The organism is Rhizobium sp. 18055 (genome assembly GCF_902706285.1).
Classification (GTDB): domain Bacteria; phylum Pseudomonadota; class Alphaproteobacteria; order Rhizobiales; family Rhizobiaceae; genus Rhizobium.
This window is the reverse complement of sequence record NZ_CACSKD010000004.1, coordinates 264280-286861: the sequence shown is the minus strand read 5'-3', so window position 1 is coordinate 286861 and position 22582 is coordinate 264280. Positions and strand designations below refer to the sequence as shown.

The window sequence follows — 22582 nt, the reverse complement described above, 5'->3', positions numbered from 1 at the left end:
GGTGCTCAATCGACGAAGACGCCGACGCTGGCAGCGCGGCCCATCGCATCGATCACGGTCAGCTTGGAATAGCCGCCACCATCGGGCAGCCACTGGTTGGTGCGTCGTCTGGAGATATCGGGCAGCGGCTTGCCGTTGGCAAGCCAGCGGAACGGCGCCCGCCCGCCCTGCAGCTTCAGCATCAGCGGCGACAGCGCGCCGCCCCTGGCCCCGAGATCGACATGCGCTCCCTCCGGCGGATAGACGATCTGCGGCGCCGGCTCGCGGCCGGAGGTGGCGAGAAGACCGCTCGGATTGATCGCGAAGCGACGCTGGCTGATCGGCAACTGAGCCTGGGCAATCCTGACAGCACCCGACGGCGGGCGCGGAAGCGGCGTCGTCGCAAGGCCGGATTTGGCAAAGCCCTCGAACAGGATCGGCGCCGCCGTGCCATAGCCGGTCAGGCCCGGAGACGCACCGTTGTCGGGCCGTCCGACCCAGATGCCAAGCACATAGCGACCATCATAGCCGACCGACCACGCGTCCCGATAACCGTAGCTGGTGCCGGTCTTGTAGGCGATGCCGCGCTGCGGCGCGCCGGCCGGTGGAATGACACCGGAGAGAATGTCCGCGATATTCCAGACGGCAACCGGTTCCAGCAGCGCTTCGCCATCGATCTTGCCCGGCTGGTTTGACACGCCATCGCCGATCCTGACGGCCTGACCACGATTGGCGAGCGCCGTATAGAGCTGCACCAGATCCTTCAGCGTGATGCCGACGCCGCCGAGACCGATCGCAAGTCCCGGCGTCTCGTTGGCCGGCAACACCGGCCGCACCTCGGCCCTGCGGAAGCGGATCAACAGCTTGGCCGGATTGACGGCATCAAGCAGCTTCACCGCCGGCACATTGAGCGACAGCTGGAGCGCGTCGCGCACCGTCACGTCGCCCTGGTAGCTCATGTCGAAATTGCGCGGCCGATAACCGAAAAAGTCTGCCGGGCGATCCTCGATGATGGTTTCCTGGCTGACCAGACCTTCCTCAAAGGCAAGGCCATAGATAAATGGCTTCAGCGTCGAGCCGGGCGAACGGTTGACGCGGGTCATGTCGATCCAGCCGGAACGGCTGGCGTCGAAATAATCGGCCGAGCCGACCTCGCCGACAATCTCGCCGGTCTCGGCATCTGCCATGACCATCGCCAAGGACAGCTTCGGCCCGAGCTTCAGGGCGGCGGCCCGCGCAACGGATTCGAGCCCCTCCTGCACGCGCTTCTTCAAGGTGGTGCGATGTTGCAGAACGCCGGGCTCCTTGCGCAATGCCGCCTCGCCGACATGGGCGGCAAGTGCTGGCAGCTGCATCCGCTTGGCCGGGACAAGCGTCGCTTCGGCGCGTTCAGCCTCGCCCTCTCCCACCGCGTCAGCAACTGCAACGCGCTCCAGCACGCGTTTGCGCGCCGCTTCGGCTGCCGCAAGATTGCGATCCGGGCGGCGTTTCTCCGGCAGTTGCGGCAAGGCGACGAGAAGGGCTGCCTGTGCCACCGTCAGCCGCTTCGGCTCCTTGCCGAAATAGGCAAGGCTCGCGGCCCTGACGCCCTCAAGATTGCCGCCATAGGGCGCATGGGTGAGATAGAGATCAAGTATCTCTTCCTTCGAGAGCCGCCGCTCGATCTGGATGGCGCGCGCCACCTGTAGCAGCTTGGCCGCGAGCGAGCGCCCCTGCCGCGGCTCGATCAGGCGCGCCACCTGCATCGACAGAGTTGAGGCGCCGGAGACGATGCGACCATTGGTGACGAGCTGGAAGGCGGCGCGACCGATCGCCCTGATATCGACGCCGCCGTGCTCGTAGAAACGCCTGTCTTCGTAGGCAACCAGCATGCGCAGGAACTGAGGATCGACATCGCCGACCGTGGTCTTCAACCGCCAGCGGCCTTCTGGCGTCGCAAAGGCGCGCAGAAGCTGGCCATCGGCATCCAGAACCTCGGCGGAAACCCGCGCCTTGTCGAGCGGCGGTGGATAGGCCTTGTCTGCGGCATCGAGCGCGAACAGAGCCGCGCCGGCAATGACAATGCCGGCGACAGCCCCAATCGCGATCTTTCGGCTCAATTTCATGGCTGTGCCGCCACGACCTCCATCTTGCCGGTCGCGGTGCGCGCCGACAGCTGCGGCCGATACATGTCCTCGACGTTGGCCGCCGGATGGTCGTAGGTGCCGGGTGTGACGGCACGCACGACGTAGGCGACATTGACCTCGCGGTTGTCATCGGCGCTGCGGTTGAAGGCCGCGACGAAACGGTCGTTGCGGAATTCGGTGTGGGCAGCCGTGACCTCGCCGATCCAGTCGAAGTTGGTCAGCTGCGCGCTATCAACAAGGCTTGGATTGTCGATCTGGAAGCCGGCTGGCAGCAGATCGGTGATGACGATCCGCGACGGCCACTTGTTGCTCTCCGTGACGTGCAGCACCACCACATACCGCTCGTTCTGCTTGGCTTCCGAGACATTCGCCTGTTCGCCATCCAGCGTGTAGTAGCTGCGGTCGATGGCAAAGCCGTCGCCGCCGGCCGGCAGCGGCACCACCGGTGCTGCAACCGTCGTCACCACAGCCGAGACAGCGTCGCTGGTCTGGTTGGTGAGCGTCAGTGGATGGTCAACCAGCGCTTCGCCCGTCATCCGTGCCATGTAGGCGCCGCTATGCAGCGCCCCGTTGACGTCGATCTTCAGCGAATCGTCGCCACCCTGGATGGCGCGGGCGGCCAGCAGCATCCAGGCCTGTTCCTGGGTGCTGGTATATTTGTTGCGCTCCCATTCCTTGGCGACGGCCTTGGCAAGCTCAGGCACGATCGGCGGCACCGGGCGGCTTTCGGCGGCAAGCGCCAGGATCGCGGCACCATCTCTGAGGACCGAGCCGTAATCGGTGCGAGACAGGTTGACCCGCGTCACCATCGACTGGGCCGACATCTGCAGCGCGTCGACGAAGATGTTCTTCGAGCGCGTTGCATCGCCATAAAGCGCCAGGGCAGCCGCGATATGTGCTTTTGCCAGCGGCGTCGGGAAGTCGTTGATCATCGTGTCGGCGTAGTATCTGAGATCGCTGATCGCCGCCTTCTTGTTGCGGGCCAGCACATAGAGCGCATAGGCGATCTGGTCGCCCTGCTCCTTGACATTGACGTCGTAGCTCAAGGCGTTCTGCAGGTTCTCCAGAGCCTGTGCCAAAGCCCGGTCCGGCACGTCGTATTTCTGTTCGCGCGCCCGCGTCAGGAAATCGGTGACGTAGGAATCGAGCCATAGATCGCCGCTATCCGGGCCCCAGAGGCCAAAGCTTCCCGCAGACGCCTGATAGGAGAGAACGCGATAGATCGCATCCTGCACGCGCTTCTTGATATCGGCATCGCTGTCGAGGCCCGCCTGCTCGGCCAGTTCGCTGAGATAGAGCAGCGGCAGCGCACGGCTGGTGGTTTGCTCGGCGCAACCGAAGGGGTAGCGGTCGAGCGACATCAGCAGCGCCGGGATGTCGAAGGCAGCCGATCTCGTGACGTTGACGCTGATCGAGGCGCCGGGCAGCACGCTGTCGGCCAGAAGCGCCTTGTCAATCATAAGCTTCGCGCCTGGCTTCAACGCCAGAACACGACGCTCGGTGACCGGCAGCACCGCCGGCCGAACGGGAACGTCGAGACTCTGGTCGAGCGATAGACCCGATGCGTCCGACAGGTTGATCGAGACGCTGCCATTGCCCGGCTGCAGACCGGTGACGGCAAGTGTCAGCGCCTGCTTGGCACCGGCTTCGAGACGGATCGTCTGCGCGCCCTGATCGACGCCGACGGCATCGTTGCCTGTGACCGCAAGCTTGTAATCGCCGGCAGGGGCATCGGTGTTGGCGATATCGAGGCGCAGTTCCGACTTGTCTCCCGGTGCCAGGAAGCGCGGCAGGCTGGCCGTGACGACAACGGGATCGCGGATGATGACGTCCCTGGTCGCATGGCCGACGCCCGACTTCGACCAGGCAACCGCCATCAGGCGGGCCGTACCGTTGAACTGCGGAATATCGAAACTGACCTGCGCCTTGCCCTCGGCATCCAGCTTCACCGGACCCGAGAAGAATGCGACCAGTTTTTGGGTCGGCGGGCTGGCCTGCAGCGCAATCGCGCCGCCGTCGCCGCCGGTGCGGAGCTTGCCGGTCGCGCCAAGCGAGCCGTCGATCAGCCGACCATAGAGATCGCGGATTTCAAGGCCAAGCTGGCGCTGGCCGAAATACCAGTCTTCAGGGTTCGGCGCTTCATAGCGGGTGAGATTGAGAATGCCGACATCGACGGCGGCAACCGTCACGTAGGCATCCTCATTGGCTCCGGCACCGGCCACCGCAAGGGTAATCGGCAGCGGTCCGCGCGGCAGCATCTTTTCCGGAGCATCGATCTTCACCTGCAGGGCGCGGTCTTCGGGATCGACCTTCAGCCATTTCACGCCGATGGCACGCATCGGCATGTGGCTGTCCTGCGCATCGCCGGGACGGAACAGTGTCGCGGTGACATAGGCACCTGCCCCCCAAGCGGCGGTGACGGGAATATCCACCTCGCCGCCCTTGTCGCCGATCTCGGCATTCTGCACGGCAACCAGCGTTTCCGTGCCGGCTGCGATCATCAGTTCGCCGGCATAGCGCGAGGAAACCTTCAGCTTGGCGGTGTCGCCGATCTTGTAGCTGTCCTTGTCGAGGGCAATCTCCAGACCGTCCGGCGTTTCCGTCGAGGTTGCCTGCACGAACCAGCCGGCATCGAACTCGACGCTGGAGGTCGGACCATCGGCATCGGTGCTCTCGACTTCCAGGCGGTAACGGCCCCACTGCACCGGCGAGGCGATCTTGGCGCCATCGGTGCCGGCATCGACATTGCCGTTGCCGACCTGCTCGGCGGTGTAGACAGGCTCGTATTTCCAGGCGGTGCCGTCGCGATACCACTGGTAATCGCGGTTCAGCTTGTAGAGCTTCCAGCGCAGCCCTTTCATCTCTTCCTTCGCCCCATCGGCGCTGACGCCGATGACGGTGAAGTTGGCGGTCGAGTTCTCACCGAGATCGCCGGAAAATTCGGGCTTGATGCCGATCATCGGACCCTGGTTCGTGACCGGCAGCACCAGCGAACGCTCGATGGCGCGGCCACCGCTCTCCTGCATTCGGATATAGACGGTGGCGTTGAGCAGCTGCGTTGTCGCCGGCAGCTCGCCAACCGTCAGCTCGGTAACGCCCTCGCCCTTCTCATCGAGGTCGGGCAGACCCTCGATCGACTGGCGGGAATCCTCGCTGGCTTCCTCGTCGGCAAGGCCGAAGAAGTAGCCGGGGAAGGCATCGGCCTGTCGGGTCGGCTTGATGACCACATCGCCTTCGAGCGTCAGGCCCGCCGCGGGCGCGCCATAAAGATATTTGCCGGTGATGTTGATGGTCGCCGGCGTATCCGGGCCGATCACCTTGGCCTCGGTCTTCAACTCCATGTCGGTGCGATCAGGCACGAAGTCGTCGACCAGGAAGCTTTTGCTGGCGATCGGCGAACCCTTCGGATCGGTGTGGATGTTCATCGTCCAGGTGCCGCGCATGGCGTTGTCCTGAACGGCGAAATCGATGTTGTAGCCACCGAGATTGCTGGTCTGGCTGACGATACGGCGATCCTCGACACCATCGGGACGGAGGAAAATGAAGGTCAGCGGCAGGTTTTCGACAGCCTTGCCATCGGTGTCGCGTGCGAGTGCCGAGGCATGAACCGTCTCTCCGACACGGTAGATGCCGCGTTCGGTGAAGGTGAGAACGTCGATCGCGCCCGGCGAGGCACGGCCGGTGACGCCGCGATCGGAGAGATCGAAGCCGGCGCGGGTCATGTCGAGGAAGACGTAATCGGACGTGCCGTTCTTGGCGGTGATGACAGCAGGCGTCAACGCCGAGGTGCCGCGGATCAGGCCGGCAGTGAAGGTGGCGCGGCCATTGTCATCGGTGGTGGCGGTGCCGAGAACTTCGTTGTTCTTGGCCAGAAGCTGCAATTCCACGCCTGCCATCGGCTGGGCCGAGGCCAGCGAGCGGGCGAAGACATTCAAGCCATCGGTGCCGGCATAGGTGGTGACACCGATATCGGAGACGACGAACCATTGGGTCGCCTGCGAATTCCAGTCCTGATCCGGCGCATTGGCCGCGGTCGCCGTCAGCACATAGACGCCGGGCTTGCGCTCGGGAAGCGCCTCATCGACCGGGAAGCTGGTGACGACGTCCTTGTTCAGATCGTTGGCGATATCGATGGCGCCCTGCCAGACCAGTTCACCGCTCTCGTCCTGGATCCGCTGGGCACTGTAGCCGTCGAGCTGGGTCAGGAACTGCGAGCTCGTCAGAAGCGGAGCGATGCCGCGATCGCCGATGCGGTAAAGCTTGAGATTGGCCGCGGCCATGTTGACGGAAACGAGCGGAATGCCGCGGCGCGCCGTCGATGGCAGCACGAAGCTGTCGCCGGTGAAGCGGACGCTGGCGGTCCGGTCCTTGACATAGATGTCGAGAGTGACCGGCGCTTCCAGCACTTCATCCTCTGACGACGGCAGGCCGGTGCGGAAGGCGATCTTGTAGTTTTCGCCATGCGTCAGGCCTTCGACGCAGATCTGCTTGTCCTTGGTCTCGAGCGCCTTGGGCGAGGTGCCATTCAGGGTCACGAAGGGGGTGTAGTCGGTGGTCTTGACCAGCGTGTCCGAGAAGGTGACGCAGGCGCGCGGCGTGGCGCTGTCGGCATCGACGGTGTGTTCGGTGATCCGGAAGCCCTGCGTCGATTTCAGCTGCAGGAAAGCGGCCTGCACTTGCTTGGAGTTCACCAGCGCCAGGCTTGCTTTGTAGGCATTCAGCGCGGCGCGGTAATTGGTGTTTTTCTCAAGTGCTGCGGCAAGCACGGCCAGTGCATCGGCACGGCTGGAGATTGTCCGCGTCAGGTCGTAGCCGTTGATCGCGGCCAGCACCGCCTGGGCATAGATGTCGCCGCCATTGTTGTCGTCGGTCTTGACGAAGCTGTCGCCGGTGCGTGCCGTTTCCAGCCAGAGATCGCCATTCTCAGGCGTGATCGCCAGCGCGCTGCGGAAGGATCTGAGCGCATCGACGACATTTTTTGCGGTCAGGTCGATCCGCGCATTGGCGATCAAGCTGTCGGCCGACTGGCCCTGCTGGTCATCGGCGACCTCAAGGTTTGCCTTGTCGTCGCGCGCCTGCTGCAGCACGTCGCCGGAGAGGAAGCCGATGCGCGGGGCAACGCCCAGGTCCGGTTCCTGCTTTCCGGATGTCTCGACGATCTTTCCGGCGATGGCACCGGGGAAAGCGTTCATCGTCTTGAAGTCGGACTTCAGGAAGCACCAGCTTACTTTCGGATTATAGGTGAAGGCCTTGCACGACTTGTCGCCGATGCAGGAATTCTTGCACTGGTCGAGCGAGACATCCTGCTCGCTGCGCAGGTCGAAGCCGAAATAATCGGCGTCGCGCACCGTCTGGATCTCGCGCTTCGTATCCGCGGAGAAAGTCACAGAGCCCGAAAGAATGGTCGAAAGGACAACGGTAGCGGCTGCCAAGAACGCGCGTGCGGACATAGTATCCCCCCAATATTCGGCGCCTGATTTGGTGGCGACTCTCCCGACTCCTGCCCAGCTTGTCAACTCGGCGAATGAGCGGTCCGGCGGCAAAGTTTGGTGTCTTCTGCGGGGCCGGAAAAGCCGATCGATCTGCGTGCTGCAGCTTGCGGGCAGCGGCTGAAATTAAATATCTTTTAACGTTAACAATATCTTACCTGTAAAATAAGCTGCGCCGCGACGGAACATATCTGTTGCCGCCCCGTTGTCTGCATGAGTTCTGACAGAAATGATAAACAGGGGGCCATTGTGGGCACCAGCGTTGAGTACAGTTCACAGAATGAAATCAGGCCAAGACACCGTGTGCTGATCGTCGAGGACGAGTTGTTCATCGCCCTCGACCTGGAGGAAACGGTGAAGGCAATGGGCTTCGATGTCGCGGGGCTTGCAAACGGGCAGGATCAGGCACTGCAACTCGCAGCCCTTGCCGACATCGCTTTCGTCGATGTCAATCTGTCCGACGGACCGACGGGCCCGGAGATCGGTCGGCGGCTGGTCGAAGAGTTCGGCGTGACCGTGGTGTTCATGACCGGCAATCCCGAGGCTGTCGCTGACAGGCTGAACGGTGCCTTGGGAGTTGTCACCAAGCCGGCGATGCCTTCGACAGTCGAAAGAACTCTGAAGCAGGCTTCGGAAGCGCGCATCAGCTTCAACTGATGGCCAGCACAATCGCGGTATAATGTGCGACTGAAACCGGAAAGCCCGGGCGTCGAACCCGGGCTTCCTTGTTTCAGTCGAAACGTTCTATCTCAGATAAGACCGGTCAGGAGCCCGACGCCGGCAAGCGCTGCGAGCCCACCCGCCGAGCGAGTGACGAATGCACCTCTTGCATCGCCAACCTTGGCGATCACAAATCCGAGCGCAAGGCCTGCAATGTGGAGGACAGCCGTGGCAATCATGAAGCCCGCGGCGTAGGCAATGCCGCCAGCAGCCGCTGGCATCTCGGAGCCATGGGCGTGGCCGTGAAAGATCGCAAACAGCCCGACCATGCCGGCTGCAATGGCAACGGGCGCACGAATGCCGAGCGCGATGACGGCACCGAGAACAATCACCGATAGCGCAATACCCGCTTCCACGAATGGAATGGCGATGCCCATCATCCCGAGTGCCCCGCCGACTGCCATCACGGCCACGAAAGTGGTCGGCACGATCCAGACAGCACGACCGCCAATCTGCCACGCGAGAACGCCGACCATCACCATCGCCAGGATGTGGTCGAGGCCTGACAGCGGGTGGCTGAAGCCATGCACGAAGCCAACCGTTTCGCCGACGCCTGTATGAGCAAAGGCCAGGGATGGAGCGAGAACAATGGCTGCGACCGCAGCGTTGAATTTGATGCTCTTCGAAAACATGGGATGCCTCTTATCGTGTGCAATGTTGCAGCGAAAATGGCACGGCGCGACAATGTGTTAAAGCGAAAAAACGACGGGCACAGTCATTTGACGTAGAGGCGTTGCCGCAATGCAGCAAGACTCAGACCGGCTGCAATGTACCGAACCAGGCGACCACGCCGATAACGGCCAGGCCGAGGCAGATTTCGGCGATGATGAAGCTCTTCAATGCCCGCAGTGACGGGCCGCGCCCAAGCCTCGGCACGACGACATACCGGTTGATGATCGCCACCGCCGCCATGACCGCGACCAGCAATATCTTGATGCTGAGCAGCCGTTGATATCTGAATGACCAGTCCCACGGAACCGTGCCGACGATCAGCAGCGTATTGACGATGCCGGAGAGAATGACGAGCGCAACCGCAACGTGCCCGGCCGTCGAGAAACGCATCAGCGCCAGCCTGGCGTCTTCAGGTCGTCGCCCCCCTCCCAGCATCGGCACGATCAGCAGGACGGGGACGAGCGCGCCCAGCCATGCACCGCCCGACAGAAGGTGGAGACCGTCGTTGAGCCGGTGCACCACCCGCAACCAGCCATCGTTCATCGCGGCATGGCCGCTGACGGTGAGACCGAGCAACATGAATGCAGCGCCGATGGCCTGTGCTTGCAACCTTATGGTTTCACGCAGACTTGTTGCGACTACAAGCAATGCCACCGCACACGCCTGGATGATCCAGGCCCAGCCGACATCGGTTTCAAACAGCACGCCGCCAAGCATCGAAGGCGCAAACGCGTCCGGCCAGCCATTTCCGATCGTTGCCGCCCGCAATGGCAGCGTCGTTGCGGAAGCCGCGACGGCGACCCAAACGGCGATGACCGTCCACCGGCGGAGTTTTCGATCCAGCTCCGCTGCCAGTTCCGCTGGAACGCAGGCACTGAGATAGGCGGACGATCCCCATATGAATAGCGCCGCGGCGTCGAACAGAAATCGGCAAAGAACGAGAGCGCCTTCAGGCGTCACGGCTTGACCGTGAAACTATAGCGGCCGTTGGTCTTGTGCCCGTCGGTAGAAAGCACATGCCACTCGACAGAATAGGTTCCTGCGTCCAGCGTGGTCGGAATGGGAACTGTCAGCGTTTTCCCTTCATCGGCAAGCGTCGCCTCACCCGCCTTTATCTCTGTCATGCCGGCTCCGGTGATCTGGGCGCCGGAGAAACGGATGTTGAGTTCCTCGGAGAAGTGCAGTTCGAGCGACGCTGGCGACCCTGCCACCACCGATTTGTCGGCGGGATCACTCGTCGTCAGATGTGCATGGGCGAATGCCTGCCCGGAAAAAGCGAGAACGGCGGCAAGAGACAGGGCTAGAAAGCTGTGTGATTTGGACATGATGCTACTCGGTGAAGGGATAGGATGGAATTCGGTGATCGGATTTTCCGTCGGCATCAGCCTATTGCGGCTTGGACATGTCCATGCCGCCCATGTCGGAGTGAGTATCCCCGGCGCTGGCGTTGGTGCCGCTTAGGCTGCCGACTGCGAATTCGACGTCAACAGGGCCTGCCTTTTCGAAAGTGAGCGTCGCCTTGACTATCTCGCCTTCCTTGAAGGGCTTGGCCACATCCATGAACATGATGTGATAGCCACCCGGCTTGAGCTCGACTGTCTGTCCGGCTGGAACAACAAGGCCGCCTGCAACCGGTCGCATCGTCATCACGCCGTTGCTGACGCTCATCTGGTGCACTTCCGAGGACTTGGCTCGATCGCATATGATGCTGACCAGCTTGTCGTCGATCGACCCATTGTTGACGAACGTCAGATAGCCGCCACCCACCTTGGCACCGGGCACCATGGCGCGGGCATGCGGATGGCCGATCTCGATAGCACCCGCCTTGACGTCATGGGCGCTCGCCAGGGTGGCGAAAAGGCCCGCGAAAAATAGGCCTGCAAGAAAAATCGTCAGCTTTTTCATCATGGCTACTTCCGGCCTTGTCGCGCGCCGTGCTGATGGCGCAAGGTTCCGGCAGGGCTCGGTGCCCGGTAACAATTTCATCTGCGAGAGAGACTTGGACATGTATGATCTTCCATGCGGCCCGATACCGCGCGGCGAGGCGTGCGGCTGGCGTCGATAACAAACGTTGCGGCATCTGCCGAAACGCTGGCTCAAGCAACGGCAGGAAATCGGGGAGGCGCCCTGGCACCTCTGCCTGGAGACAACGGAGTTCTGGTTGAAACCTCACCGGAGAGCACAATTGCTGTGGCGGTCTCGATGCGAAGACGCGCAACAGTGTCAGCGCCGGGAGACGGCAGCAGCACGGAGCTGCTGATCCGGCAGGCCTCGCAACCATGGGCATGGACCTTGTCATGGCTGTGCGCCCGCGACCCCGTATCGGCAATGCAGATGACCGGAAGTGTCCCGTCCGGCAGGACATAGACGGCGAGTTCAGCCGGGATGAATGCACCGTCTGCGAAAGCCGGCGCCTGATGCGCGAAACCGACACACAGCAGCGCCATTGCGCAAGCCATGCGCACCAGCCACTGCATTGTCAAAGGTCTCGCTGATCTCACGGATTTCGGTCCTCTCTTCCACCATCTCTAAGGAAGATCTGGACAAATCTCAATGCGACAAAGCCGCCGGACCGGAGCCGGGAAGCATATTTCGCTGCAGGTCGATTGCCGACGCCGCAGACATCGCCAGATCAGGTGCAAAGCCTGTAATTCAGACACCGTGCGATAGACCGCCGCAATGCTATCGCCGCCGCAGATTGATCTCGCTTGTCACCACCTGTCGTCCAGATTCGGGATCCCGGTCCACCGTTCTGATCCGAATGGAATTCGTTCCGACACGTTGGATGGTCATGCTGGCGCTGCGATCACCATTGATGATCTTAGACCAATGGACAGCCAGGTTGACCGCATCGCCGCTCCGGCGGCCGTTAAGGTTCGAGACGCCTCCGGATGGGCCGATGTACTGGCCGGCATATTGGCTTCCTGTCACCGTTAGCTGCGCCGATACGGCGCGAGACACGACAAGCAGGCCACGGCATTTGCCGTTCATCGAAAACGCTTCGCCCTGTGTTTTTGACTGGAAGCTACAATCGAGATTGATCGGAGATGAACTCGTGGTTCGCTTCATCATCCCTGCACCGGCCCATTCGCCGGCGAGCGATTTCAGGAACGGCACCTCGTTCGCATTTACGTTTCCGGCCGCGCAAGAAAACAATGCGAGGAAAGGTAGGCAATAGAGCCGCATGACATCCTCCCGACATCCATTCGGAGAAATGCGCTACCTTCCCCAAGGTTCCCCCCACCAACCAGATAGGGGGAATTATTGTCAGGCGATGGAAAGGCTGAGGTGGGTATCACCGCCGAGGACGATCTCGATCGGACCAGGCGCCGTGAGCTCGATGGCGCCGCAAAGGGTGCCTGTGGTGATCAGCGCCCCTTGCTTCAGCGACGCACTCGGACGCAGCGTGTCATTGGCATAGGCAAGCAGCCAGGTCAGCACATCGCCCTTCGGATGCTGCGCCGATGCGTCATAGATCACCTGCCCGCCATGCGTCACCTTGAGTGCCGTGCTGCCGATGGTGTCGACAATGCTTTTCGGAAGTGTTGGGCCAAGAACATAGCCCCGGTTGCCGATGCGCTCGGCCAGATAGAGCAGGAAGGAAAGCTGGCCGCTCTCCTCGATGCTGCTCGCCAGCAGTTCAGCGCCAAGATAGGCTTCCGAGATTGCCTCGATGATCTCCAAGCGGGTATAGCTTCCATCATGGCGAACAGGCAGATCCTTGCCGAGACGCACGGCAACTTCTGCCTCGAACTTCATCCCGGGCTGCCACGATATCGTGGCTCCCGAGGAGGCCTCGAAATAGGGGTGCAGTGGTGCGGTGACCGGCTGGCCGTCCGGGGACATGGCAACCTTCCAGGCGGGCTTGCAAATACGGTCTTCGGCGGCTAGAAAATTCTGCGCGTCCATCGCGTCCTGCAACGTCGCGGGCAAGACGAACTCGGCCGTCGGCGCTTTTTTGCCCGACTTTTCAAGGCTGCTGAAGCGCGCCGCGAGCGCCCGCGGATCGAAACCCTCGCCGGATGAAACTGTCATGTCGTGTTTTCCTCACCTGATCTGAATGCGTCGCAACTCTATCGGCATTGATAGATGGCGCAAAGAGCCGATCGGGAAAGAGTGTTATGCAAGTGCGGCATACCAGCGTCGCCGATACTCATGCAGACCTTCGATTTCGCGTGGCGAGAAATGCGTCTCGGCGCCCGATACCGGGCTGATGCCGGCCAGAAGCGCTGCTCCAGCACTGGTGCCCGTCGATCCGGGAACGGCAATCACATCCCGGCCGGTCAAGGCCGAAAGAATGCCGAGATAGGTTTCGTTCAGCGAAAACGGACCCTCGACGATGATCGGACCACCGGCCCCAATCAAACCGAGGCAGGCTTCGGTCATCAGCGCAAGATAGAGGCAGGCTGCTGTGTAGCGCTCTTCGGCACTGGCCGCATCGGCATTGACCCAGCGCCGCTCCTTGCCCGGAAACGGACCCGACCCTGGGGCCACGTTGGGCAGCAGCAGCAGACCTTTTTCGATCACCGGCGCGATGGCGGCGTTCGCTCCATCCTTCGACACGGACCCGATTTCCGCAGACAGAACCTCGAATTCACGACCACCCATGAACCGCGATGATGGGACGGCGCGACCATAGGCATCGACATTGGCGAGCGTATCGCGTTTCGGATCGAGATGATCGAGATCGCCGCCGACGCCGAAATTCACCACCCATGTGCCGGTGGAGACGACGGCGAACGGCGCCTGGCGATTGACCAGATGGGGCAGCAGAGAGGCGTTGGAATCGTGGATGCCACAATAGACGGGAACGGCATCGCTGAGGCCGATCTGTTCGGCAATCTCCGGCAAGACGGGGCCGAGTGCATCGAAGGCCGAGCGGATCGGCGCCATCGTCTGGCGGATGCCAAGCGTATCGACCAGGCCGGAATAGGAGGACGCGCGCGGGTTCCACAGATCCGTGTGACAACCGAGCGATGTCACCTCGTTCGCCGCGACGCCGGTCAGTCTTGCCGCCCAGTATTGCGGGTAGGTGACAATGGTCGCGACCTTGGCGAAAAGATCGGGGAAGACCATCTGCTGGTAATGCAGCTGCGCACCGATGTTGAGGCCCATCGTTTGCCGCGGCGAGTATGTCTCCTCGAACGGTGGGCGGAGCGCCGTGTAGGTGTCGATGATCGCCTGCGGATACTCGTGCTCGTAATCCAGCACCGGCATGGCGAGGCCGCCGCCTGCATCGAGCAGTGCGGCAGACGCGCCATGCGTGGTGATCGAGATCGCATCGAAACCGGGTGATACGGCAAAGCGCTTGAACGCATCGAGCGCGAAGGCCCAAAGCCCGTCTACGTCATAATGCGGATAGAGGCCCGACTTGATGACGGCGTTCGGCGTCTTGACGACAGCGATCTCAGCACCCGTGGCACTGTCGAGCACGACGACCTTGGCATTGGTCTTGCCGATATCGAGAACCGCGATGTGGGCGTAAGGCGAATGCGTGGTCATGGCATATGAAAGACGGTGACGAGATCGCTCTGGACCGGCGAGTTGTCAGGATTGGTCGCCATGATGTCACCCATATGCGCCCACCATTTCTTCATGACGGGATGCTCCGGCAGGCTCGCCATGGTGTTGTCGCTCGTCCGTGTCAGCACACCGAACAGCGTGTTGGTCTCGCGGTCGAGATGGATCGAGTAATCGCTGGCGCCCGACTGGTGCAGGAGATCGACAAGTTCCGGCCAGATCTCGTCATGGCGTTTCCTGTACTCGGCTTCCATGCCCGGATTGAGCGTCATCTTGAAGGCGTGTTTTTCCAGCGTCATTTGGAGCTCATGGCTTTGATGCGGCGGGCGATGATCGGGATCGCGATGGTGATGATCAAAAGCAGGCCGATGAAGATCGACATGACGATGCCGGGCACGTTCAAGAGGCCGAGGCCGAATGTGACGAGGCCCATGACGAAGGCGGCGATGACGACGCCGCCGATCTTGCCGGAGCCGCCGAGGATCGAGACGCCGCCGAGCACGACCATGGTGACAACCTCAAGCTCCCAGCCCTGGGCAATCGACGGACGGGTCGAGCCGAGGCGCGAGGTCAGGCAGACTGCGGCAACGCCGCTCATCACCCCTGTCAGCATGAACAGGATGAATTTGACGCGCTCGACCGGGATGCCCGAGAAACGGGCGGCGAAGTCGTTGTTGCCGATCGTATAGACCTGACGGCCGAAATTGGTGGCGTGCAGCAGAATGGCAAACAGGATCGCCACGACGATGAACAGCACAAACTCGAAGGAGAACACCCAGACGACGTACCCCTGACCGAAGAAGGCGAATTCCTCGGGGTAGCCGCCATAGGCCTGATCGCCGAGCACAATATAGGAGATGCCGCGAAACAGGCTCATCGTGCCGATGGTGACGACGATCGACGGCAGTTTCAGCACCGAGACGAGGAAGCCGTTGAACATGCCGCATAGCAAGCCGACACCGACGCCAATGGCAACGAGGCCGGGCGCACCGATGCCCACCTGGGCCGCAGCCCCCATGGCGGTCGAGGCCAGAGCGATGATCGCCGCAACTGACAGGTCGATTTCGCCTGATATGACCAGCAAGGCCATGGCGAAGGCGATCATCGCCTTTTCTGTGAAATTGAAGGTTGCGTCCGACAGGTTCCAGGCATCGAGGAAGTAGGGCGAGGCCAGCGAATTGAAGATGAAGATCAAGACGGCGACGCCGAAGAGCAACACTTCCCAGCTGGCCATGATGCGCTTGAGCGGTGTGCCCAGGCGGTCGGGGATGATGCGCTTTTCGCTTGGGGTGGAAACGACGGTGCTCATGCTGCCACCTCTGCTGGGATGTCTGCTGCGGCCTTGTCGCGCAGGATGATGCGGCCGCGATTGCGCTCGCGCCTTGCGTTGAAGACGACGGCGAGGATGATGACGGTGCCGGAGATCGCCATCTGCGTGAACGGCGAGATGCCGATGACCGGAAGCGCGTTCTTGATGACGCCGAGGAAGAGAGCACCGAGTACCGTACCTGCCACCGAGCCGACACCACCGGCGATCGAAATGCCACCGATGACGCAGGCCGCAACGCTATCGAGCTCGAAGCCGTTGGCGATATCCACATAGGCCACGGCATAGCGCGACACCCAGAGATAGCTTGCGAGACCGGCGAGCGCACCTGACAGCACGAAGGCGAGGAATTTCGTCCAGCCGACATCGACGCCGGCATAGACGGCAGCGGTCGGGTTGCCGCCAGCCGCATAGGTTGCGCGGCCGAACTGGGTGTATTTCAGCACCACGTAGATCAGCGCGACGACGATCACGGCCGCCCAGCTGAGAATGGGCATGCCGAGCACGACCGTACGCGGCACATTGAGGAAGGTCGGCGTCATCTGGTGCGCATTGACCCACTCACCGCCCGACAGCACGAAGGCCATGCCGCGATAGATGGTCAGGGTGCCGAGCGTCACGACGATCGGCGGTATCTCAAGCGCCCAGACGAGAAAGCCGTTGATGGCGCCGAGGAAGGCACCGATCAGGATCGCCGCCAGGATCAGCACGACCAGCGGCAGGCCGGGAAAGGCGGCGTTCATCATCGCGATCGCCATGCCGGTGAAGGCAAGGTTGGCGGCAACCGACAGGTCTATCGACTTGGTCAGGATAACAGTCATCTGCGCCAGCGCCAGGATGATCAGGATCGACGTGTCGTTGAAGATACCGGCGAGGTTGCCGGGCGTGGCAAAGCCATCGGCGCGGGTCGAAAAGGCAGCGATCATCAATGCGATGATGATGAAGAGCAGCGTTTCGCGTTTTCTGAGAAGTCTGGACATCGAGATACCCTCAAGCATTGCCGGTGGCAGCGCGCACCAGCGTTTCCGGCGTCAGGTCCTTGCGGTCGAAGAGGCCGGCAGACAGGCCTTCCTTCATGACCAGGACCCGGTCGGACATTCCAATAATCTCGGGCAGCTCGGACGAGATCATAATGATCGACAGACCCTCGGCGGCAAGCTCGCTGATGAAGCCGTGAACGGCGGCCTTGGAGCCGATGTCGATGCCCTTGGTCGGCTCGTCGAGAATGATGACCTTCGGCATCGTCGCCAACCATTTGCCGATCACGACCTTCTGCTGGTTGCCGCCGGAGAGCGTTCCGACAGGCACCGAAAGGGCCGCCGCGCGCAGATCGAGCCGCTCGGCATATTTGCGGGCCAGCGCGAATTCATTGGCCGCCTTCAGGAAGCCCTTGCGCGAGGTGCGGCCGAGCGAAGGCAGCGTCATGTTCTGGTAGATCGGCATCGGCAGCGCCAGGCCATGGCGGCCGCGCTCTTCCGGGACATAGACGATACCGGCGCGAATCGCGTCGAGCGGCGAATTGATGGTGATCTGCTTGCCGTCGAGCGTCAGCTTTCCCGACAGCGGCTTGGTGATACCGAAAAGAGACTGACAGAGTTCCGAGCGCCCTGCCCCGATCAACCCGTAGATACCGAGGATCTCGCCCTTGCGCAGTGTCAGCGATATGTCGCGGAACTCGGTCTGGTGACAGTAGCTCTCGACCTGCAGCACCGGGCCGCCGATCGCAACGTCGATCTTCGGAAAGGCGTTTTCGACATCGCGGCCGACCATCAGCCGGACGATCTCGTCCTGCGGCGTTGCCTTGAGATTGCCGTGGCCGACGGCGCGGCCATCGCGGAAGACGGCGAAATTGTCGGCGATTTCATAGAGCTCATCGAATTTGTGGCTGATGAACAGGATCGCCTTGCCCTGCGCCTTCAGGCCCTCGACGATGCGGAACAGATCGTCGATCTCCTTGCGCGACAGGGCGGCCGTCGGCTCGTCCATGATGACGATGCGGGCCTCGATCGACAGGGCGCGCGAGATCGCCACGAGATGGCGCTGCGCAATCGAGAGGTCCTTCAGGCGGATCGTCGGATCGATGTTGCTTTCGAGCGAGACCAGCAGCGCCTTGGCGCGGCTGTTCATCAGCGTCCAGTCGATGGTGCGGAAACGGGTGCGCGGCGCGTGGCCGAGAAAGATGTTTTCGGCAACCGTCAGCTCATCGAAGAGCACGGTTTCCTGATGGATGGCGGTGACGCCGGCGTCGATGGCAGCCTGTGCATTGGAGAAGGTCGTCGGCTTGCCATCGACGATGATCTCGCCTTCGTTGGGGCGATAGATGCCGGTGAGGATCTTGACGAGGGTCGACTTGCCTGCGCCGTTTTCGCCGATCAGCGCGGTGACCTTGCCGGGATAGAGCGCGATACTGACGTTATCGAGCGCCTTCACGCCAGGAAAGATCTGCGAAATGCCACGCATTTCCAGTATGGCGGGCGCATCGGCGGACTTGATGCCCGCGACGGGTTGTTGAAGGGCGGTGTTCATCAGCATCTACCAGTTCAATGGGAAGGTCCCGGCGGCGCGAACCGCCGGGTTTTGCTTGGGTAAGCGAGGCCTTAGAATACCTTCGAGAACTGATCGATGTTCGACGCGTTGTAGATGAACGGGTCGGACATGGCGGCTTCGCCCTTGTCGTCGATCTTGATCTTGCCCATGCGGCCGGCTTCGATTTCGGTGCCCGGCTTGCCGGTCGCGTCACCCTTTACGAGGTGATAGGCGATCTGGGTCGCGGAGTAGCCGAGGTCGATCGGGTTCCAGATGGCGAATTCCTTCGTCGCACCCGACTTGATCGCGCCGGCCATTTCGGACGGCAGACCAAGGCCCGTTACATAGACCTTGCCGATGAGACCCTTGTCTTCGACAACCTTGGAAGCGGCCAGAACGCCAACCGTCGTCGGAGCGACGATGACCTTGACGTTCGGGTTGGACTTCAGCAGGCCTTCGGCTTCGCGGTAGGACTTGTCGGACAGGTCATCGCCGTAGACGGTGGTGACAAGGTTCATGCCGGCGAAGTCCTTCAACTGCTTCTTCATCTGATCGATCCAGATGTTCTGGTTCGTCGAGGTGGTGGTTGCAGACAGGATTGCGAAGTCGCCCTTGCCGCCTTCAAGATGATCCTTGACCAGCGTCAGGCACATCTTGCCGATCAGTTCGTTCGACGACGGGTTCAGCTGCAGGATACGGCCGTCCTTGTTGACGCCGGAATCCCAGGAAATGACCTTGATACCGCGCTGCTTGGCCTTTTTCAGAGCCGGGATAACGGCATCAGGATCGTTGGCCGAAATGGCGATGGCATCAACGCCCTGGGCGATCAGCGAGTTGATGACTTCGATCTGGCCTTCGGCCGTTGTCGAGGTCGGGCCGGTATAGATCACTTCGACGCCGCCGAGTTCCTTGGCAGCTTCCTGCGCGCCCTTGTTGGCGGCTTCAAAGAAGCCGTTGCCGAGCGACTTGACGACCAGGCCGATCTTGATGTCCTTGGCGCTTGCAGCGCCTGCCATCAGGGCGACTGCAAAGGCGACGCCCACCGCCAGTGTTTTTGCGAGTTTCATGCTTTCTTCCTCCCAGGTTAAAAAGACTTGACCACATCCTGCCGGGCTTCTCAGGCGACCGACGAGGAATCCTCCTTCACTTGCGAGACGGTGCTCGCAATCACGAGCTTGACGCCCGCATCCTCGATCATCCGGACGGACTCCTCAGAGACTCCCTCATCCGTGATGACTGTCGTAACGCGATCGAGCGGGCACAGAATGAGGCTCGATCGGCGGTGAAACTTGCTGGAATCGACCATGACGATCAACTCGTCGGCCTGATGCATCAGCTTCTGCTCGCTCTGAATGATCTGCGCATCGGCTTCCATGATACCGAGCGGACCGACACCCTGGGCACCGATGAAGAAGCGCCGCGCGTAGAAATTACGGATCGCGTCGTTATCGAAAGGCGACAGGATCAGGCTCTGCTCGCGGTAGATCACACCACCGGGAACCGTGACCGTGTTCTTCGAATGCTTGACCAGATGCTCGGCGATCGCAAACGAATTGGTCATCACCTGCATGCGATGCGCGGCCATGAAATGCACCATCTGGAAGGTGGTGGTGCCACCATTGATGATGATTGCATCGCCGGGATCGCAGAGATCGACCGCTGCGCGGGCAATTGCGCGCTTTTTATCGGAGTTGACTGATTCTGAAACTCTAAACGGGCGTCCTGCCAGATTGCTAAGCTGTGGCGGGTGCACCGCCTCAGCTCCGCCGCGGACGCGCCGGATCTTTCCCTGCACATGGAGGGCCGCGATGTCACGCCGGATCGTCGCCTCGGAAGCCTCGGTCAATTCAGAAATATCCTGAATCGTAACGACCGACTTCTCCTGAACGGCGCTCAATATGATGCGATGGCGTTCGCGTTCGTGCATGGGTTCCTCCTAACTTGCTTATTTCGCAGTTGTGACAATGTGTCAATCATAAACGATCATGAATTTTCATATTGCGCTGCAACATAATCGATTTTGATCGTTTTCGATTGACAATGTCCATTTTGATGAGCGATACCGTGAGCGCAAAGGGACGCGGAGTTCGTTCGGGCGTCCAAGAAATTCTATATGGGAGGATGACATGGCGGCAACTGTCCGGCTTCTGGATAACCGTTGGGACGAGACATATGCAGCAGGCCTCGATGAGCCTGGAAAGCTGCTCTATCGCTCAAACCTGCTCGGCGCAGACAAGCGCATCACAAATTACGGCGGCGGCAACACCTCTGCGAAGGTCATGGAAACCGATCCGCTGACGGGCGAGAAGGTCAAGGTTCTCTGGGTCAAGGGTTCGGGCGGCGACGTCGGCACCATCAAGCTCGACGGTTTCGCGACGCTCTATCAGGACAAGCTCGATTCGCTCAAGGGCATCTACAAGGGTGTCGAAGACGAAGACCGTATGGTCGGCTTCCTTCCGCATTGCACCTACAATCTCAACAGCCGTGCCGCTTCGATCGACACGCCGCTGCATGGCTTCGTGCCGTTCACCCATGTCGATCACATGCATCCTGACGCGATCATCGCGATTGCGGCCGCGAAGAATTCGAAGGAATTGACCCAGCAAATCTTCGGCGCCGACATCGGCTGGCTGCCGTGGCGCCGTCCGGGCTTCCAGCTCGGCCTCGACCTTGGAGCATTCGTCAAGGCCAACCCCAACGCCAAGGGCGTCGTGCTTGAAAGCCACGGCCTCTTCACCTGGGCAAACGATGCCAAGGCCTGCTACGAGCTGACGCTCGAGATCATCAACAAGGCGATCGTCTGGTTCGCTGACAAGACCGAAGGCAAGACAATCTTCGGCGGTGCAGTCACCAACAGCCTGCCCGTTGAAGAGCGCCGCGCCATTGCCGCCCGCCTGATGCCTGAGATCCGCGGCCGCATCGGCAAGGCAGAGCGCAAGCTTGGCCACTTCGACGATCAGGACGCCGTGCTGGAGTTCGTCAATTCGAAGAACCTGCAGCCGCTCGGCGCGCTCGGCACCAGCTGCCCCGACCACTTCCTGCGCACCAAGATCCGCCCTCTGATCGTCGATTTCGACCCTGCCACGCCTGACGTCGACGCGATCATATCTGGTCTCGACAAGGCGCTGGAAGAATATCGCGCCGACTACGCCCGTTATTATAACGACTGCAAGCATGCCAATTCGCCCGCCATGCGTGACGCGAACCCGGTCATCTTCCTCGTTCCCGGCGTCGGCATGCTGTCGTTTGCCCGCGACAAGGCCACCGCCCGCATCGCCAGCGAGTTCTACGTCAACGCCATCAACGTCATGCGCGGCGCCTCGACGGTCTCCGAATATCAGGGCCTGCCGGAACAGGAAGCCTTCGACATCGAATACTGGCTGCTTGAAGAAGCCAAGCTTCAGCGTATGCCGAAGCCGAAGAGTCTGGCCGGCAAGGTCGCCTTCGTCACCGGCGGCGCCGGTGGCATCGGCCGTGCAACGGCTGCCCGCCTGATCGGCGAAGGGGCCTGCGTGGTTCTGGCCGATATCGACCAGGAGGCACTTGATGGCACCCAGGCTGACTTCGCCAAGCAGTTCGGCGGTGATGCGGTTCGCAGCGTCAAGCTCGATGTCACCAAGGAAGACGGGGTGATCTCGTCCTTCGCGCAGGCCTGCGTCGAATTCGGCGGCGTCGATATCCTGGTGTCGAATGCCGGCATCGCTTCGTCGGCACCGATCGAGACCACCGAGCTTGCGATGTGGAACAAGAACATCGACATCCTCGCGACCGGCTACTTCCTCGTCTCGCGCGAAGCGTTCCGCCTGTTCCGCAAGCAGGACCTTGGCGGCAACGTCGTGTTCGTGGCTTCCAAGAACGGCCTGGCGTCCTCGCCGAATGCGGCTGCCTATTGCACTGCAAAGGCGGCCGAGATCCATCTCGCCCGTTGCTTGGCGCTTGAGGGCGCAGAGGCCGGCATCCGCGTCAACACTGTCAACCCGGATGCCGTCCTGCGTGGATCGAAGATCTGGAACGGCGAGTGGCGCGAACAGCGTGCGGCATCGTCCAAGATCGAGATCACCGATCTGGAGGAGCACTACCGCAAGCGCTCGATGCTGAAGCTCAATGTCTTCCCCGAAGACATTGCCGAAGCGATCTACTTCTTGGCATCGGATGTGTCTGCCAAGTCCACCGGCAACATCATCAACGTCGATGCCGGCAACGCGCAGAGCTTCCCGCGCTGA

18 protein-coding genes are annotated in these 22582 nt (G+C 61.5%); 2 read left to right on the top strand and 16 right to left on the bottom strand.

What is annotated here, in order from left to right:
• Nucleotides 1-5 precede the first annotated feature (5 nt).
• Together pbpC and GVL52_RS09960 are read right to left on the bottom strand one after the other, a co-directional pair.
• Entirely contained in the window at nt 6-2084 is a 2079-nt protein-coding gene (pbpC, locus tag GVL52_RS09965; protein WP_160006358.1) for a penicillin-binding protein 1C, read from the bottom strand.
• Nucleotides 2081-7555 carry an alpha-2-macroglobulin family protein gene (locus GVL52_RS09960; protein WP_160006356.1) on the bottom strand — a complete coding sequence of 1825 codons (5475 nt, stop codon included), beginning with the start codon at nt 7553-7555 and terminating at the stop codon, nt 2081-2083. Before GVL52_RS09960 ends, pbpC begins: the two co-directional genes overlap by 4 nt.
• 288 nt (nt 7556-7843) lie before the next feature.
• Here GVL52_RS09960 and GVL52_RS09955 point away from each other — a divergent pair, with 288 nt between their 5' ends.
• Nucleotides 7844-8251: a response regulator gene (locus tag GVL52_RS09955; protein WP_244619137.1), complete on the top strand. Its 408-nt coding sequence runs from the start codon at nt 7844-7846 to the stop codon at nt 8249-8251.
• A gap of 92 nt (nt 8252-8343) precedes the next feature.
• Here the strand turns inward: GVL52_RS09955 and GVL52_RS09950 are convergent, their stop codons facing one another.
• From GVL52_RS09950 to GVL52_RS09885, 14 genes are all read right to left on the bottom strand, one after another.
• The gene (locus tag GVL52_RS09950) at nt 8344-8946 is read right to left on the bottom strand and encodes a HupE/UreJ family protein (protein ID WP_160006352.1); all 603 of its coding nucleotides are present in this window, start codon (nt 8944-8946) and stop codon (nt 8344-8346) included.
• 121 nt (nt 8947-9067) lie between these two features.
• Nucleotides 9068-9946 (bottom strand): copper homeostasis membrane protein CopD, encoded by an 879-nt coding sequence (gene copD, locus GVL52_RS09945; protein WP_160006350.1) that lies wholly within the window; start codon nt 9944-9946, stop codon nt 9068-9070.
• Nucleotides 9943-10311, bottom strand: a complete 369-nt coding sequence (gene copC / locus GVL52_RS09940) for a copper homeostasis periplasmic binding protein CopC (RefSeq protein ID WP_160006348.1) — start codon at nt 10309-10311, stop codon at nt 9943-9945. Before copC ends, copD begins: the two co-directional genes overlap by 4 nt.
• A 61-nt stretch (nt 10312-10372) precedes the next feature.
• Nucleotides 10373-10894, bottom strand: coding sequence for a copper chaperone PCu(A)C (locus GVL52_RS09935; RefSeq protein ID WP_244619136.1), 522 nt, complete (start codon nt 10892-10894; stop codon nt 10373-10375).
• Between the two features lie 188 nt (nt 10895-11082).
• Entirely contained in the window at nt 11083-11463 is a 381-nt protein-coding gene (locus tag GVL52_RS09930; protein ID WP_244619135.1) for a hypothetical protein, read from the bottom strand.
• Nucleotides 11464-11668: 205 nt separating this feature from the next.
• A complete protein-coding gene (locus tag GVL52_RS09925; protein ID WP_160006346.1) occupies nt 11669-12172 on the bottom strand; it encodes a hypothetical protein in 504 nt (167 codons plus the stop codon).
• A gap of 81 nt (nt 12173-12253) precedes the next feature.
• Complete coding sequence (locus tag GVL52_RS09920) at nt 12254-13021, bottom strand: fumarylacetoacetate hydrolase family protein (RefSeq protein WP_160006344.1); 768 nt, start codon at nt 13019-13021, stop codon at nt 12254-12256.
• Between the two features lie 84 nt (nt 13022-13105).
• Entirely contained in the window at nt 13106-14488 is a 1383-nt protein-coding gene (locus GVL52_RS09915; protein WP_160006342.1) for an FGGY-family carbohydrate kinase, read from the bottom strand.
• A complete protein-coding gene (gene rhaM, locus GVL52_RS09910; protein ID WP_160006340.1) occupies nt 14485-14805 on the bottom strand; it encodes an L-rhamnose mutarotase in 321 nt (106 codons plus the stop codon). The genes GVL52_RS09915 and rhaM overlap by 4 nt, the downstream gene beginning before the upstream one ends.
• Nucleotides 14802-15815, bottom strand: a complete 1014-nt coding sequence (locus GVL52_RS09905) for an ABC transporter permease (RefSeq protein ID WP_160006338.1) — start codon at nt 15813-15815, stop codon at nt 14802-14804. The genes rhaM and GVL52_RS09905 overlap by 4 nt, the downstream gene beginning before the upstream one ends.
• On the bottom strand, nt 15812-16813 hold the full coding sequence (locus tag GVL52_RS09900; RefSeq protein ID WP_160006336.1) for an ABC transporter permease: 1002 nt from the start codon (nt 16811-16813) through the stop codon (nt 15812-15814). Before GVL52_RS09900 ends, GVL52_RS09905 begins: the two co-directional genes overlap by 4 nt.
• 10 nt (nt 16814-16823) lie before the next feature.
• Nucleotides 16824-18359: a sugar ABC transporter ATP-binding protein gene (locus GVL52_RS09895; RefSeq protein ID WP_160006334.1), complete on the bottom strand. Its 1536-nt coding sequence runs from the start codon at nt 18357-18359 to the stop codon at nt 16824-16826.
• A 71-nt stretch (nt 18360-18430) separates the two neighbouring features.
• Nucleotides 18431-19426, bottom strand: a complete 996-nt coding sequence (rhaS, locus tag GVL52_RS09890) for a rhamnose ABC transporter substrate-binding protein (protein ID WP_160006332.1) — start codon at nt 19424-19426, stop codon at nt 18431-18433.
• Nucleotides 19427-19476: 50 nt separating this feature from the next.
• Complete coding sequence (locus GVL52_RS09885) at nt 19477-20286, bottom strand: DeoR/GlpR family DNA-binding transcription regulator (RefSeq protein WP_160006330.1); 810 nt, start codon at nt 20284-20286, stop codon at nt 19477-19479.
• A 199-nt stretch (nt 20287-20485) separates the two neighbouring features.
• Between GVL52_RS09885 and GVL52_RS09880 the strand changes: the two genes are divergently transcribed.
• Complete coding sequence (locus tag GVL52_RS09880; protein WP_160006328.1) at nt 20486-22582, top strand: bifunctional rhamnulose-1-phosphate aldolase/short-chain dehydrogenase; 2097 nt, start codon at nt 20486-20488, stop codon at nt 22580-22582.